The following is a 14145-nucleotide window of genomic DNA, read 5'->3' on the forward strand; positions in this document are numbered from 1 at the left end:
CATTTCTCCTGAATTACGAAAACATTCGCAACACTCGATGTACCCATAACGATAACCGGTAACACCGGAAAGCATGCAAACACAACACGAGGATTTATGGCAGATAACAAACCAGAGCTACAGCGTGGGCTGGAAGCTCGACATATCGAACTCATCGCCCTGGGGGGCACCATTGGCGTCGGCCTGTTTATGGGGGCCGCCAGTACCCTGAAATGGGCCGGGCCATCCGTATTGTTGGCCTATATCATCGCCGGGCTGTTCGTCTTTTTCATCATGCGTTCAATGGGCGAAATGTTGTTCCTCGAACCGGTTACCGGTTCGTTCGCCGTTTACGCGCATCGTTATATGAGCCCGTTCTTTGGCTATCTCACCGCCTGGTCTTACTGGTTTATGTGGATGGCGGTGGGGATCTCAGAAATCACCGCCATTGGCGTTTATGTCCAGTTCTGGTTCCCGGAGATGGCGCAGTGGATACCCGCATTGATCGCGGTGGCGCTGGTGGCGTTGGCGAATCTGGCTGCGGTGAGGTTGTACGGCGAAATCGAGTTCTGGTTCGCGATGATCAAAGTCACCACGATTATCGTGATGATTGTCATTGGCCTGGGCGTGATTTTCTTTGGCTTTGGCAATGGCGGGCAGTCGATTGGTTTTAGCAATCTCACAGAGCATGGCGGTTTCTTTGCGGGTGGCTGGAAAGGGTTCCTGACCGCATTGTGTATTGTGGTGGCGTCCTACCAGGGCGTGGAGCTGATTGGCATTACTGCCGGTGAAGCGAAGAATCCGCAGGTGACGCTGCGTAGCGCTGTAGGCAAGGTGCTGTGGCGAATCCTGATTTTCTACGTAGGCGCGATTTTCGTTATCGTTACCATCTTCCCGTGGAATGAAATAGGCAGCAACGGCAGCCCGTTCGTACTGACTTTCGCCAAAATCGGCATTACCGCTGCGGCGGGCATTATTAACTTTGTGGTGCTGACGGCAGCGCTTTCTGGCTGTAACAGTGGCATGTACAGTTGCGGACGTATGCTCTATGCACTGGCGAAAAACCGTCAGTTACCGGCGGCGATGGCGAAAGTTTCCCGTCACGGCGTACCGGTTGCGGGTGTGGCGGTATCTATTGCTATTCTGCTAATTGGCTCATGCCTGAACTACATCATTCCCAATCCGCAGCGTGTGTTTGTCTATGTCTACAGTGCCAGCGTGCTTCCGGGGATGGTGCCATGGTTTGTGATATTGATTAGCCAGCTGCGTTTTCGTCGTGCGCATAAAGCGGCAATTGCCAGCCATCCGTTCCGCTCAATCCTGTTCCCTTGGGCCAACTACGTAACAATGGCATTCCTGATTTGCGTTTTGATCGGCATGTACTTTAATGAAGATACGCGTATGTCGCTGTTTGTCGGCATCATCTTTATGCTGACGGTGACGGCGATTTATAAAGTTTTTGGGCTTAATCGCCACGGTAAAGCGCATAAACTGGAGGAATAAGCAGCAAAACGCACAAACCGTAACCAAACGCGCAATTTATTTAAAAAGGGACTAGACAGAGGGGTGGGAAGTCCGTATTATCCACCCCCGCAACGGCGCTAAGCGCCCGTAGCTCAGCTGGATAGAGCGCTGCCCTCCGGAGGCAGAGGTCTCAGGTTCGAATCCTGTCGGGCGCGCCATTTAGTCCCGGCGCTTGAGCTGCGGTGGTAGTAATACCGCGTAACAAGATTTGTAGTGGTGGCTATAGCTCAGTTGGTAGAGCCCTGGATTGTGATTCCAGTTGTCGTGGGTTCGAATCCCATTAGCCACCCCATTATTAGAAGTTGTGACAATGCGAAGGTGGCGGAATTGGTAGACGCGCTAGCTTCAGGTGTTAGTGTCCTTACGGACGTGGGGGTTCAAGTCCCCCCCCTCGCACCACGACTTTAAAGAATTGAACTAAAAATTCAAAAAGCAGTATTTCGGCGAGTAGCGCAGCTTGGTAGCGCAACTGGTTTGGGACCAGTGGGTCGGAGGTTCGAATCCTCTCTCGCCGACCAATTTTGAACCCCGCTTCGGCGGGGTTTTTTGTTTTCTGTGCATTTCGTCACTTTCCCTTCGCAATAAACGCCCGTAATAACGCATTGCGCCACGGTATGATTTCGCCCTTAACTTATTGAAGGATGACTTCAGGCAAGGAGCGACCATGCAGCAACAGGTTCCAACGCGTGCTTTTCATGTGATGGCGAAACCGAGCGGTTCTGATTGTAATCTGAACTGTGACTACTGTTTTTATCTCGAAAAACAATCCCTTTACCACGAAAAGCCAGTCACGCATATGGACGATGACACGCTGGAAGCGTATGTCCGTCACTATATCGCTGCCAGCGAAACCCAAAACGAAGTGGCTTTTACCTGGCAGGGCGGCGAACCAACGTTACTCGGGCTGGAGTTTTACCGCCGTGCCGTGGCGCTACAGGCGAAATATGGTGCTGGCAGGAAGATAAGTAATAGCTTCCAGACTAACGGCGTGCTGCTCGATGACGAATGGTGTGGATTTCTGGCAGAAAATCATTTTCTTGTAGGGTTATCGCTGGATGGTCCGGCTGAGATCCACAATCAATATCGCGTGACCAAAGGTGGCAGACCCACGCATAAGCTGGTGATGCGTGCCCTGACGCTCCTGCAAAAACATCATGTCGACTATAACGTGCTGGTCTGCGTCAATCGCACCAGTGCGTTACAACCTTTGCAAGTCTATGATTTTCTGTGTGATGCAGGTGTTGAGTTCATCCAGTTTATTCCGGTGGTCGAGCGCCTGGCTAATGAAACGGCTGCTCATGCTGGACTTAAGCTACATGCTCCCGGCGATATTCAGGGCGAACTGACGGAATGGTCGGTGTGCCCGCAAGAGTTCGGTGAGTTTCTGGTGGCGATTTTCGACCACTGGATTAAGCGCGACGTCGGCAAGATTTTCGTAATGAATATCGAATGGGCGTTCGCCAATTTTGTCGGCGCACCGGGCGCGGTTTGCCATCATCAGCCAACCTGTGGGCGCTCGGTGATTGTTGAGCACAACGGTGACGTTTATGCCTGCGATCACTATGTTTATCCGCAGTATCGACTAGGGAATATGCTTCAGCAGATGATTGCAGAAATGATTGATTCCCCGCAACAGCAGGCATTTGGTGAAGATAAATTCAAGCAGTTACCGGCACAGTGTCGCAGTTGCAACGTGTTAAAAGCGTGCTGGGGAGGCTGCCCGAAACACCGCTTTATGCTCGATGCCAGCGGCAAACCCGAGCTGAATTATTTGTGTGCCGGGTATCAGCGTTATTTCCGCCATCTACCGCCATATCTTAAAGCAATGGTTGATTTGCTGGCGCACGGTCGTCCGGCCAGCGACATTATGCAGGCGCATTTGCTGGTGGTGAATAAGTAAAAAAGCAGCCATTTTGTGGCCGCCTGCGGTTGATTGTCGGATGCGTCAGCATCGCATCCGGCAAAGGTAGATCTCAGCGATAGCGCCGGCTTAATCAGATTTAATCTGCGCGCGTGGTGGATATTTTTTCAGGATCTCCATATACGCATGCATTTCGGTCTGTAGCGGTACACCCATTGGGATATGGCGCACGCCGATAGAGTCGCTTTCCTGCGGATCGGTGTACAGGTTAAACACCGACGATCCCGCCGTTTGCATTACTGTGCCGGTGAATCCACCCTGATATCCGCTCTGGGTATAAGCGTAAGGTTGCTGAATCAGGACGTGATACTTGAACTCATCCATACGCACAGCAGAAAGTTTACCGTTGAGGAAGTAATGCTCGGCCTTACGGTTAGACTGACCATTTGTTCCCAGGAAGAAAGATGTCTGGTCCACACCATCGATAAAGGTGGTTTTCGGTACTAAATTCGCTACTTTCGCCCCAGGATGCCCCGCCAGATCCAGCGCCGTAGGGAAGAGATCCGCCAGATCGACAATGCCGTCAGATTTACGCGGTTGGATCATGCCTTTCCAGTAAACGAAGGTTGGCACACGAACGCCGCCTTCCCATGTAGAACCTTTCGCACCGCGGAACGGCGTGCGACCGTGCGGCGGAACTTCGGCTTCCGGACCGTTATCAGAGGTGAACACAATCAGCGTGTTATCAAGCTGACCGTTTTTCTCCAGTGCTTTATACAGATTGGCGAAGATATCGTTCATCTCCACCATGCAGTCGCCGTAAGAGGTGCGCGCCGGAGAGCTACCCGCATATTTGGCGTTCGGGTAGTTATCGAAGTGACAGCCGCGAGTGCCGTAATAGAGGAAGAAAGGCTTATCACTCTTCGCCATCTTGTCGAGGAACTTAACGCCATATTCCATCCAGCGTTGATCCAGATCTTCCATATATTTCGGCGTAATGTCGGCAATGGCTTCCTGTTCACCGCCGCGCACGGCATGAACGTCATCTTTGCTAAACGGCAGTTTTTGGATGTATTCAGAACGATCCGGGCTCAGGGCGACTTCCGGGTTGACATGAACATCACGCCATTCGGTATACATATCAGATACCGAGTTAAAGCCGCGGAAATCATCAAAGCCAACGTTCTGCGGCTGCGACTCTTTGTTTTCCCCCATATGCCATTTCCCGATAGCCTGGGTGACGTAGCCCTGATCGTGCAGCAACTGTGGCAGCGTGGTTAACCCTTGCAGACCGCCCGGTTGCCCGTACATTGGCGGCATCAGAATGCCGTGGTGGATGGAGTATTGTCCGGTGAGAATCGTGGCGCGGGTTGGGGAAGAACTCGGTTGAGAATACGCCGAAGTTAAAATCAGCCCCTGGCTGGCAACGGCGTCGATATCTGGTGTAGGGTTACCCACCGCCACGCCGCCGCCGTTAAAGCCAACGTCCATCCAGCCCACATCATCCAGCAAGAAAACAACCACGTTCGGTTTCTTACCGGTTTTTTTCTCAAGTTCCGCCAGTTTCTGCTGGGTTTCTTTGTCTTGTGCAGGATGCTGCATCACCGGCATCATGTTGTCGGCAATAGTGGTCGCCGGTTTAACCAGATACTGGTTTGGGTGATCGTATCCGGCAAAGCCTTTGCGTGCGGTGGCGGTTGACGGGGTATCTGCTGCGCTGGCTATGAGAGGAAGAGCTGCGGCGACAGCAACAACAAGAAGTTTGGGTGAAAACGAAAATTCCATGCAAAATGCTCCGGTTTCATGTCGTCAAAATGATGACGTAATTAAGCATTGATAATTGAGATCCCTCTCCCTGACAGGATGATTGCATAAATAATGGTGATAAAAATAAATTATTTATTTATCCAGAAAATGAATTGGAAAATCAGGAGAGCGTTTTCAATCCTACCTCTGGCGCAGGTGATATGTAAGGCGGTGATGTTATATCGCGTTGATTATTGATGCTGTTTTTAGTTTTATCTGCAATTAATATATATGTTATTAATTGAATGACTTTTATTATTCATTATATATATGTGTAGAATTGTGCGCAGGAGAAATATTCACTCAGGAAGTTATTACTCAGGAAGCAAAGAGGATTACAGAATTATCTCATAACAAGTGTTAAGGGATGTTATTTCCCGGTTCTCTGTGGCATAATAAACGAGTAGATGCTCATTCCATCTCTTATGTTCGCCTTAGTGCCTCATAAACTCCGGAATGACGCAGAGCCGTTTACGGTGCTTATCGTCCACTGACAGATGTCGCTTCTGCCTCATCAGACACCATGGACACAACGTTGAGTGAAGCACCCACTTGTTGTCATACAGACCTGTTTTAACGCCTGCTCCGTAATAAGAGCAGGCGTTTTTTTATGACCGAGTAAACAACAGGCTACGTCGCTCTTGGGTCATCGGTTGTGCGTTTAATACACTTACAAGAGAACCTACCGTGGTGATGGGAAGAAACGGATTATCTTCTATTCCGCGTAGATCGCGCCCACAACGAGCGGCAATATCTTCGACCAGCTCTTCTAACTCGTCTGCATCGTTTACTAAATCCAGATCATCGTCCAGTTTATCACTGGCTTTCAGTGGTAATGGATAATCGATATAGCCGTTTCCTTGTAAGGTATTCCACACAGCCCGAATCACCCATGTATCTACGGTGTGGGGGGAAAATTGGCGTGCGAACTGACAAATGGAAAGTCCCTGACGTTTATCAGCCATAATCTGGCGCTTCTCGATGAGCTTGATTTTTTCCTGCTTCGCAATGGCTATCAGATACCCAATAAAAAGTGTTAACCAGAAGATGAATGTATTGCCTGTACGTACGAAGGACAGAATCAGCCAACTTACGCCAGCCAGAACGGCACATATCAACAAAATCAGCAAGAGCGTTGCCCGAAAAGGATTAATTTCATGTGATGGTAAGCGGAAAATATAGCGGGACGGTGTGCGCATGTTTGACATCCTTGTAAAAAAATATCGCCCCTGAACGAGGCGATATAGATTACTGCGGTGGGTTGTTTTGCAACGTTAGCATCAAACCGTCGCGACGCATCGCTGCGGCTTCTTCCGGCTTGTGCAGTCTGTCCAGCGCGTCGGCAAGCCATGCGTAATCGTAGGCGTCCGGACGTTGTTTCAGCGCTGCGCGGAAGGCGAGCGATGCTTCCTGCCATTCTCCGTGTTTCATCAGCGACTGACCCAGTGTGCTCCACAACAGCGGGCGATCGCCCACGTTTTTGATCTGTTGGCGCAGCACTTTTTCCAGCTGTTCCGGATTATTGGTTTTCAGACGCGGGATCGGCAGCAGCAGGCGATCGTCATACTGGCGTTTCAGGCCGTCGATGATAATTTGCTGGGCAGTATCATGATCGTCACACTCAATAAGATGTTCCGCCATTGCCACCTGCAAGGCCACCTGATGACGCGTTTTCCGGCTTTGGTTTTTCCACCAGTTACGCAAACCTTCGCTACCGTTATCGGCACGCGCCTGATCCATCAGGCCAATCCATGCCTGTTGTTCCAGCATTGCACGATGTTCTTCATCACCAACATGGGCTTTCGCCATTGATGGGATGATATCCAGCAGCGAACTCCATGCCCCTGTGCGGATATACGCCTGTTCCGCCAGACGTAATACTTCCGGATGGCGTGGCGTAACTTCCAGCAGCTTATCAACGCCGTGACGTGCTGCATGGTTTTCATTACGGGCCAGTTGCAGACGTACACGGGTGATTTCTACCGGAATGGTGTCATTGCCGGCCAGCTCCGCTGCGCGTTCCAGATGTTGGTTGGCGCGTGCTTCATCACCACGTTGTTGCGCGGCTTCGGCTGCCAGTAGATAGTTCACCACCGGTTGTTCAGCGTGATCGGCATTTTTCGCCATCAGCTTTTCAACTTGCTGATAATCGCCTTCCGCCAGTTTCAGCAGCGCCTGTTCGGTCTGCTTACGTGCACGGCGACGCTTACGTCCGACAAACCACCCACGGGTGTGCGCGCCTGTGCGGAAGATTCGCCGCAGTAGCCACTCAATGGCAAACAGCACTACCATCGCCAGAATCAAAATAATCGCGAGGCCCGTGACGCTAGTTTCAATATTGTAGTTGTCGGTCTGGATCAGCACGTAACCCTGATGGCCGGCAATCATCGGGCCAACCACGATCCCCGCAATCAGCAACACAAAGAGCAATAACACTTTTAGCATGGTTATTCTCCTTGCGGCGCGGCTGCCGGAGCATCAGCTTGCGGTGCAGGTGCAGGTGCAGGTGCAGGTGCAGGTGCAGGTTTAGCTTCCGTTGTCCCTGCTGCCGGTTGTGCCAGCAGGTTACGCACGCGGGTCTGCATCAATTTTTCCAGCATCGCCTGGCTTTGCAGGGTTTCCGGAAGATCCATCGAGATATTTTGCTGGCTTAACTGGTCCACCTCGTCGAGGAACGCTTTGGTGGTGGCATCATCAGTATCGTAGTAAGCACGTACCCAGGTGGAGACGTTCTCCAGCGCCTGGCGATAAGTCTCTTCCTGGTGACGCGGTACAGCTTGTGCTGCGACCAGCAGGCGAGAGCGGATATTTTCGCGCAGATAGATATCCTGATTTGGCGCTAACAGCGGTACGGCAGTGTCATCACGACGGCGAATCGTAATGAAGTTGTCCATAAAATTCTGCCAGCTTTTTTGCAGATTGATACGCCATTCGCTGATGGAACTGGAAAGCTCTTCACCGTCGGAATCCATCGGCGAACCATCGCTGTCATTATCGGCCAGACGCAGATTATCTACCTGATTTGAAAGCTGATTAAGCTTAAGGATGATACCGTCATAATCCACCTGCGATACCGCAGAAAGGCTGGCGATATCATCGGTAATTGCCCGGCGAACGGTAATCAGACTCGGGTCATTCATATCCGCCAGGCTGGCGTCTGCACTTTTCAGCAACGCTGCAGCGGTCGTGACGTCCTGATCGCTCCACAGCTTCCGTCCGGCGAGTTTCACCAGAAAATCGGCCTGGGCCAGCAGCCAGGTTTTAGCATCGCTGCCGGAAATGGTGGCGACCTTTTGTTGGACTTCATCCAGCTGTTTTGCCAGCGTTTCTTGCTGACGATTCGCCTGCTCAAGCTGTACAGCTTGTTGCTTGATAATGCCTTCCAGCTCGGCTTTTTGGCTCTCCTGGGCTTTTTGCAGTGCCGTAAGTTGGTTAGCCAGGGCATCGCTGGTGGCAGTCTGATTGACGGCCTGTTGTTTACCCCAGCCATACAAACCGACGCCCGCCGCCAGAGCAATAGCGATAGCCACCGCGCTGAGAATCAATGCGGTATTGTTCTTACTCTTTTTTTCTGTTGCGACAGGTTGTGACGTGGTGTCCACGGCCTCCCTGGTCTCTTCAACCACGGCGGAGGTTTTTTCTTGTTCCGTCATTATGGCTTCCTGTTATGAGAGTTATTGTAATGCCCGTAAAAGCGCATCGTTGTCAGCGTTATCGGCGACCTTAATGTCTTGCCAGCCCAGTTCCCGGGCGAGTTTCGCCAAACGCTCACTGACGACCAATAGTCGACAGCGTAGTAACCAGTGCTCACGATACCATTGTGGGATCAGCGACCAGAGTTGCTGCAACATTTCACCGCTGGTAACAACGACCGTCGTCACCTCGCGGGATTGCCAGCGCATCGCTTCTTCTGCACCATCGTAATGGATTGCGCATCGTTGATAACATTCACAAAAAGTGACCTCAGCACCGCGCGCCGTCAGGGAATCCCCAATTAGCTCACGACCGCCATTGCCACGTAATATCAGCGCACATTTGCCCGCAATATTTTGTAATTCAGGTAATTGTAGCAAGACTTCGCTGATTTCCCGATCCTGTGGGTAGAGAATCTTCTGTCCGCTTACGGTATGTAGTGCCAGCGCGGTGGTGCGTCCAATGGCGAAATAAGTAGGTAGTCGGGGCCATTTACGATCTTGCTGATGCAGCTGTGATTGGGCAAAAGCAACCGCGTGTTGCGAGAGGGCAAACAACAGATCGCTCTCTCCCAGCGCTGCCAGTTGATCAGCAAGTTGCGGTAATTGTCGACCCGGAGAAAACTCAATCAGCGGAAAATGCCAGGCCACCTGCCCCAGTGTGCGCAGACGGCTCACTAACTCTTCTCCTGCGGGAGACGGGCGGGTGACCAGGATACTCATGCCGGGGCGTCTCCGTTATAGACTTCAGCGAGGATCTCGCGCGCGCCGTTATTCAGTAGCTCTTCTGCCAGCGAAATCCCCATTTGTTCGGCATCTTGCGGCGCACCGCGGCGTTCACCGCGAATAATCAGCGAACCGTCCGGCGCGCCGACCAACGCACGCAGCCAGATTTCGCCATCAATAAGCTCGGCGTAGCTACCAATTGGCACCTGACATCCGCCTTCGAGACGGGTATTCATGGCGCGTTCGGCGGTAACACGCAGTGCAGTTTCGTGGTGATTCAGCGCGGCGAGCAGCTCGCGAGTGCGTGCATCATCAAGGCGGCATTCAATGCCCACCGCACCTTGCCCTACCGCCGGAAGAGAAATCTCGGGTGGCAACGCGGCGCGAATGCGGGACTCCAGACCTAAACGTTTTAGTCCGGCTACGGCAAGAATGATGGCATCGTATTCACCGTTATCCAGTTTGCTCAGGCGAGTGCCGACGTTGCCGCGCAGGGAGCGGATAATCAGATCCGGGCGGCGTTCAGCCAGTTGGCACTGGCGACGTAAACTGGACGTCCCGACGATACTGCCTGCCGGTAACGCATCCAGACTGTCATAGTTATTGGACACAAATGCATCGCGAGGATCTTCACGCTCGCAAATAGTGACCAGCCCCAGACCTTGCGGGAATTCAACCGGCACATCTTTCATCGAATGTACGGCGATATCGGCGCGATTTTCGAGGAGCGCGACTTCCAGCTCTTTAACAAATAAGCCTTTTCCGCCTACTTTCGCCAGCGGCGTATCAAGAATCACATCGCCGCGCGTCACCATCGGTACCAGTTCAACGACCAGGCCCGGATGGCTCGCCATCAACTTGTCTTTGACATAGTGTGCCTGCCAGAGTGCAAGTGGGCTTTGGCGTGTGGCAATTCTTAAAACATTGTCTAACATGCTTGTTACCGTCATTATCATCCGTGGTCCATCCTAACATCCTTGCCAGAGCGATGTCAGTGTTGTGGTGAAACGTAGACGCCTGCGCAAACCGTAAAATGAGGTCGGGCAGTGGATCCTGACAGGCGCTTTGAGCCTTCGTAATAAGGAATTTACAGAGAATAAACGGTGCTACACTTGTATGTAGCGCATCTTTCTTTACGGTCAATCAGCAAGGTGTTAAATTGATCACGTTTTAGACCATTTTTTCGTCGTGAAACTAAAAAAACCAGGCGCGAAAAGTGGTAACGGTTACCTTTGACATACGAAATATCCCGAATGCCGCGTGTTACCGTTGATGTTGGCGGAATCACAGTCATGACGGGTAGCAAATCAGGCGATACGTCTTGTACCTCTATATTGAGACTCTGAAACAGAGACTGGATGCCATAAATCAATTGCGTGTGGATCGCGCGCTTGCTGCTATGGGGCCTGCATTCCAACAGGTCTACAGTCTACTGCCGACATTGTTGCACTATCACCATCCGCTAATGCCGGGTTACCTTGATGGTAACGTTCCCAAAGGCATTTGCCTTTACACGCCTGATGAAACTCAACGCCACTACCTGAACGAGCTTGAACTGTATCGTGGAATGTCAGTACAGGACCCACCGAAAGGTGAGCTTCCAATTACTGGTGTATACACCATGGGCAGCACCTCGTCCGTAGGGCAAAGTTGTTCCTCTGACCTGGATATCTGGGTCTGTCATCAATCCTGGCTCGATAGCGAAGAGCGCCAGTTGCTACAACGTAAATGTAGTCTGCTGGAAAGCTGGGCCGCCTCGCTGGGTGTGGAAGTCAGCTTCTTCCTGATTGATGAAAACCGCTTCCGTCATAATGAAAGCGGCAGCCTGGGGGGCGAAGATTGTGGCTCCACCCAGCATATACTGCTGCTTGACGAATTTTATCGTACCGCCGTGCGTCTCGCCGGTAAGCGTATTCTGTGGAATATGGTGCCGTGCGACGAAGAAGAGCATTACGACGACTATGTGATGACGCTTTACGCGCAGGGCGTGCTGACGCCAAATGAATGGCTGGATCTTGGTGGCTTAAGCTCGCTTTCTGCTGAAGAGTACTTTGGTGCCAGCCTTTGGCAGCTCTACAAGAGTATCGATTCCCCATACAAAGCGGTGCTGAAAACACTGCTGCTGGAAGCCTATTCCTGGGAATACCCGAACCCACGTCTGCTGGCGAAAGATATCAAACAGCGTTTGCACGACGGCGAGATTGTATCGTTTGGCCTCGACCCGTACTGCATGATGCTGGAGCGTGTTACTGAATACCTGACGGCGATTGAAGATTTCACCCGTCTGGATTTAGTGCGTCGCTGCTTCTATTTAAAAGTGTGCGAAAAGCTCAGCCGTGAACGCGCCTGTGTAGGCTGGCGTCGCGCAGTGTTGAGCCAGTTAGTGAGCGAGTGGGGTTGGGACGAAGCTCGTCTGGCAATGCTCGATAACCGCGCTAACTGGAAGATAGATCAGGTGCGTGAGGCGCACAACGAGCTGCTCGACGCAATGATGCAGAGCTACCGTAATCTGATCCGCTTTGCGCGCCGCAATAACCTTAGCGTCTCCGCCAGCCCGCAGGATATCGGCGTGCTGACACGTAAACTGTACGCCGCGTTTGAAGCATTACCGGGTAAAGTGACGCTGGTAAACCCGCAGATTTCGCCCGATCTCTCGGAACCGAATCTGACCTTTATTTATGTACCGCCGGGCCGCGCCAACCGTTCAGGTTGGTATCTGTATAACCGCGCGCCAAATATTGAGTCAATCATCAGCCATCAGCCGCTGGAATATAATCGCTACCTGAATAAACTGGTGGCGTGGGCATGGTTTAACGGCCTGCTGACCTCTCGCACCCGTTTGTATATTAAAGGTAACGGCATTGTCGATTTGCCTAAGTTGCAGGAGATGGTCGCAGACGTGTCGCACCATTTCCCGCTGCGCTTACCTGCACCGACACCGAAGGCGCTCTACAGCCCGTGTGAGATCCGCCATCTGGCGATTATCGTTAACCTGGAATATGACCCGACGGCAGCCTTCCGCAATCAGGTGGTGCATTTTGATTTCCGTAAGCTGGATGTCTTCAGCTTTGGCGAGAATCAAAATTGCCTGGTGGGTAGCGTTGACCTGCTGTATCGCAACTCGTGGAACGAAGTGCGTACGCTGCACTTCAACGGCGAGCAATCGATGATCGAAGCCCTGAAAACTATTCTCGGCAAAATGCATCAGGACGCCGCACCGCCAGATAGCGTGGAAGTCTTCTGTTATAGCCAGCATCTGCGCGGGTTAATCCGTACTCGCGTGCAGCAACTGGTTTCTGAGTGTATTGAACTGCGTCTTTCCAGCACCCGCCAGGAAACCGGGCGCTTCAAGGCGCTGCGCGTCTCCGGTCAAACCTGGGGCTTGTTCTTCGAACGGCTGAATGTATCGGTACAGAAACTGGAAAACGCCATCGAGTTTTATGGCGCTATTTCGCATAACAAACTGCACGGCCTGTCAGTGCAGGTTGAAACCAATCACGTCAAATTACCGGCGGTGGTGGACGGCTTTGCCAGCGAAGGGATCATCCAGTTCTTCTTCGAAGAAACGCAAGACGAGAATGGCTTTAATATCTACATTCTCGACGAAAGCAACCGGGTTGAGGTGTATCACCACTGCGAAGGCAGCAAAGAGGAACTGGTGCGTGACGTCAGTCGCTTCTACTCGTCTTCGCACGACCGTTTCACCTACGGCTCAAGCTTCATCAACTTCAACCTGCCGCAGTTCTATCAGATTGTGAAGGTTGATGGTCGTGAACAGGTGATTCCGTTTCGCACCAAATCTATCGGTAACATGCCACCTGCCAATCAGGAGCATGACGCGCCGCTGTTGCAGCAGTATTTTTCTTGATGCTAATGCCGGAAAGCGAGGCTTATCCGGCATTAGCTCTTAACGAAAACTGACGGTTTCTCCCGCCTGCTGCGTCGCCGCCTGTTCCAGCAAATCCCAGAAGGTTTCGCCGCTGCGATCGCAAATCCACTCATCGCCTTTCAGATCAAAATGGTAGCCGCCCTGTTTGGTTGCCAGCCATACCTGGTGCAGTGGTTCCTGGCGGTTGATAATGATTTTGCTGCCGTTCTCAAAGGTAATGGTTAGTACACCGCCGTTGATTTCACAGTCGATATCGCTGTCGCCATCCCAGTCGTCCAGACGTTCTTCAATGGTCAGCCACAGTTGATCAGCCAGGCGATGAAATTCACTGTCGTTCATTGTTGTATCCTGTTTTTAAGTGATGGCGGCAGTATAGCGGCATGGGGTCAGGGCTTCAAAGTTTGCCCGTCTGCTGCTGCGTTCCGGCATGATTCATCCGTCACCGGAATAATAATATCTCTATATAGCGAAAGATTGGTCTTTTCATAAGGGCGCAAATACACCACGCCTTTTCCCTGTTTCTGGTAAATATTATGTTCCGGCTCATCAAGCCGACATCCCCATGCCGATGATAAGAACAACGAACAAGACAATAAACAAACCACATTGCGATAGTGCATAAAGCCATCCTGGCGCGAGGTGCCGATCACGAAACTACCAGCAAAACA

Annotated in this window: 10 protein-coding genes, 4 tRNA genes and 1 pseudogene; 7 read left to right on the top strand and 8 right to left on the bottom strand. The window is 51.8% G+C overall.

Going from position 1 to position 14145, the window contains the following annotated elements:
- Positions 1–96: 96 nt before the first annotated feature.
- The 6 genes from thrP to ACJHX4_RS22725 all read left to right on the top strand — a co-directional run bounded on the left by thrP (position 97) and on the right by ACJHX4_RS22725 (position 3403).
- Positions 97–1482: a bifunctional threonine/serine APC transporter ThrP gene (gene thrP / locus ACJHX4_RS22700; protein WP_000774733.1), complete on the top strand. Its 1386-nt coding sequence runs from the start codon at positions 97–99 to the stop codon at positions 1480–1482.
- Positions 1483–1584: 102 nt separating this feature from the next.
- Positions 1585–1661, top strand: a tRNA-Arg gene (locus tag ACJHX4_RS22705).
- A gap of 58 nt (positions 1662–1719) precedes the next feature.
- Positions 1720–1795, top strand: a tRNA-His gene (locus ACJHX4_RS22710).
- 20 nt (positions 1796–1815) lie between these two features.
- Positions 1816–1902 (top strand) — tRNA-Leu (locus ACJHX4_RS22715).
- 42 nt (positions 1903–1944) lie between these two features.
- Positions 1945–2021, top strand: a tRNA-Pro gene (locus tag ACJHX4_RS22720).
- Between the two features lie 146 nt (positions 2022–2167).
- Positions 2168–3403, top strand: a complete 1236-nt coding sequence (locus ACJHX4_RS22725) for an anaerobic sulfatase maturase (RefSeq protein ID WP_001187383.1) — start codon at positions 2168–2170, stop codon at positions 3401–3403.
- A gap of 90 nt (positions 3404–3493) precedes the next feature.
- Here the strand turns inward: ACJHX4_RS22725 and aslA are convergent, their stop codons facing one another.
- The 6 genes from aslA to hemC all read right to left on the bottom strand — a co-directional run bounded on the left by aslA (position 3494) and on the right by hemC (position 10523).
- Complete coding sequence (aslA, locus tag ACJHX4_RS22730) at positions 3494–5149, bottom strand: arylsulfatase AslA (RefSeq protein ID WP_000395838.1); 1656 nt, start codon at positions 5147–5149, stop codon at positions 3494–3496.
- A 629-nt stretch (positions 5150–5778) separates the two neighbouring features.
- Positions 5779–6369: a hypothetical protein gene (locus tag ACJHX4_RS22735; protein WP_001260226.1), complete on the bottom strand. Its 591-nt coding sequence runs from the start codon at positions 6367–6369 to the stop codon at positions 5779–5781.
- Positions 6370–6418: 49 nt separating this feature from the next.
- Positions 6419–7615 (bottom strand): protoheme IX biogenesis protein HemY, encoded by a 1197-nt coding sequence (gene hemY, locus ACJHX4_RS22740; protein ID WP_000921791.1) that lies wholly within the window; start codon positions 7613–7615, stop codon positions 6419–6421.
- A gap of 2 nt (positions 7616–7617) precedes the next feature.
- Positions 7618–8823 (bottom strand): uroporphyrinogen-III C-methyltransferase, encoded by a 1206-nt coding sequence (gene hemX / locus ACJHX4_RS22745; protein ID WP_000139093.1) that lies wholly within the window; start codon positions 8821–8823, stop codon positions 7618–7620.
- A 21-nt stretch (positions 8824–8844) separates the two neighbouring features.
- Positions 8845–9585 carry a uroporphyrinogen-III synthase gene (hemD, locus tag ACJHX4_RS22750; RefSeq protein WP_000026072.1) on the bottom strand — a complete coding sequence of 247 codons (741 nt, stop codon included), beginning with the start codon at positions 9583–9585 and terminating at the stop codon, positions 8845–8847.
- Positions 9582–10523, bottom strand: a complete 942-nt coding sequence (gene hemC / locus ACJHX4_RS22755; protein ID WP_012896879.1) for a hydroxymethylbilane synthase — start codon at positions 10521–10523, stop codon at positions 9582–9584. Before hemC ends, hemD begins: the two co-directional genes overlap by 4 nt.
- A 386-nt stretch (positions 10524–10909) precedes the next feature.
- Between hemC and cyaA the strand changes: the two genes are divergently transcribed.
- On the top strand, positions 10910–13456 hold the full coding sequence (cyaA, locus tag ACJHX4_RS22760) for a class I adenylate cyclase (protein WP_000281682.1): 2547 nt from the start codon (positions 10910–10912) through the stop codon (positions 13454–13456).
- A gap of 39 nt (positions 13457–13495) precedes the next feature.
- On the opposite strand, the gene cyaY is transcribed toward cyaA, so the two are convergent.
- Positions 13496–13816 carry an iron donor protein CyaY gene (gene cyaY, locus ACJHX4_RS22765; RefSeq protein ID WP_000999947.1) on the bottom strand — a complete coding sequence of 107 codons (321 nt, stop codon included), beginning with the start codon at positions 13814–13816 and terminating at the stop codon, positions 13496–13498.
- A 125-nt stretch (positions 13817–13941) separates the two neighbouring features.
- Positions 13942–14127 (bottom strand): annotated as a pseudogene (locus tag ACJHX4_RS22770) (DKNYY family protein); the annotation flags it as partial.
- Positions 14128–14145 lie beyond the last annotated feature (18 nt).

The organism is Escherichia sp. WS2035 (assembly GCF_046487065.1).
Taxonomy (GTDB): Bacteria; Pseudomonadota; Gammaproteobacteria; order Enterobacterales; family Enterobacteriaceae; genus Escherichia; species Escherichia coli.

Coding starts and splice junctions, on each gene's coding strand:
- thrP (WP_000774733.1), top strand. CDS start 97: ATGGCAGATAACAAACCAGAGCTACAGCGTGGGCTGGAAGCTCGACAT.
- ACJHX4_RS22725 (WP_001187383.1), top strand. CDS start 2,168: ATGCAGCAACAGGTTCCAACGCGTGCTTTTCATGTGATGGCGAAACCG.
- aslA (WP_000395838.1), bottom strand. CDS start 5,149: ATGGAATTTTCGTTTTCACCCAAACTTCTTGTTGTTGCTGTCGCCGCA.
- ACJHX4_RS22735 (WP_001260226.1), bottom strand. CDS start 6,369: ATGCGCACACCGTCCCGCTATATTTTCCGCTTACCATCACATGAAATT.
- hemY (WP_000921791.1), bottom strand. CDS start 7,615: ATGCTAAAAGTGTTATTGCTCTTTGTGTTGCTGATTGCGGGGATCGTG.
- hemX (WP_000139093.1), bottom strand. CDS start 8,823: ATGACGGAACAAGAAAAAACCTCCGCCGTGGTTGAAGAGACCAGGGAG.
- hemD (WP_000026072.1), bottom strand. CDS start 9,585: ATGAGTATCCTGGTCACCCGCCCGTCTCCCGCAGGAGAAGAGTTAGTG.
- hemC (WP_012896879.1), bottom strand. CDS start 10,523: ATGTTAGACAATGTTTTAAGAATTGCCACACGCCAAAGCCCACTTGCA.
- cyaY (WP_000999947.1), bottom strand. CDS start 13,816: ATGAACGACAGTGAATTTCATCGCCTGGCTGATCAACTGTGGCTGACC.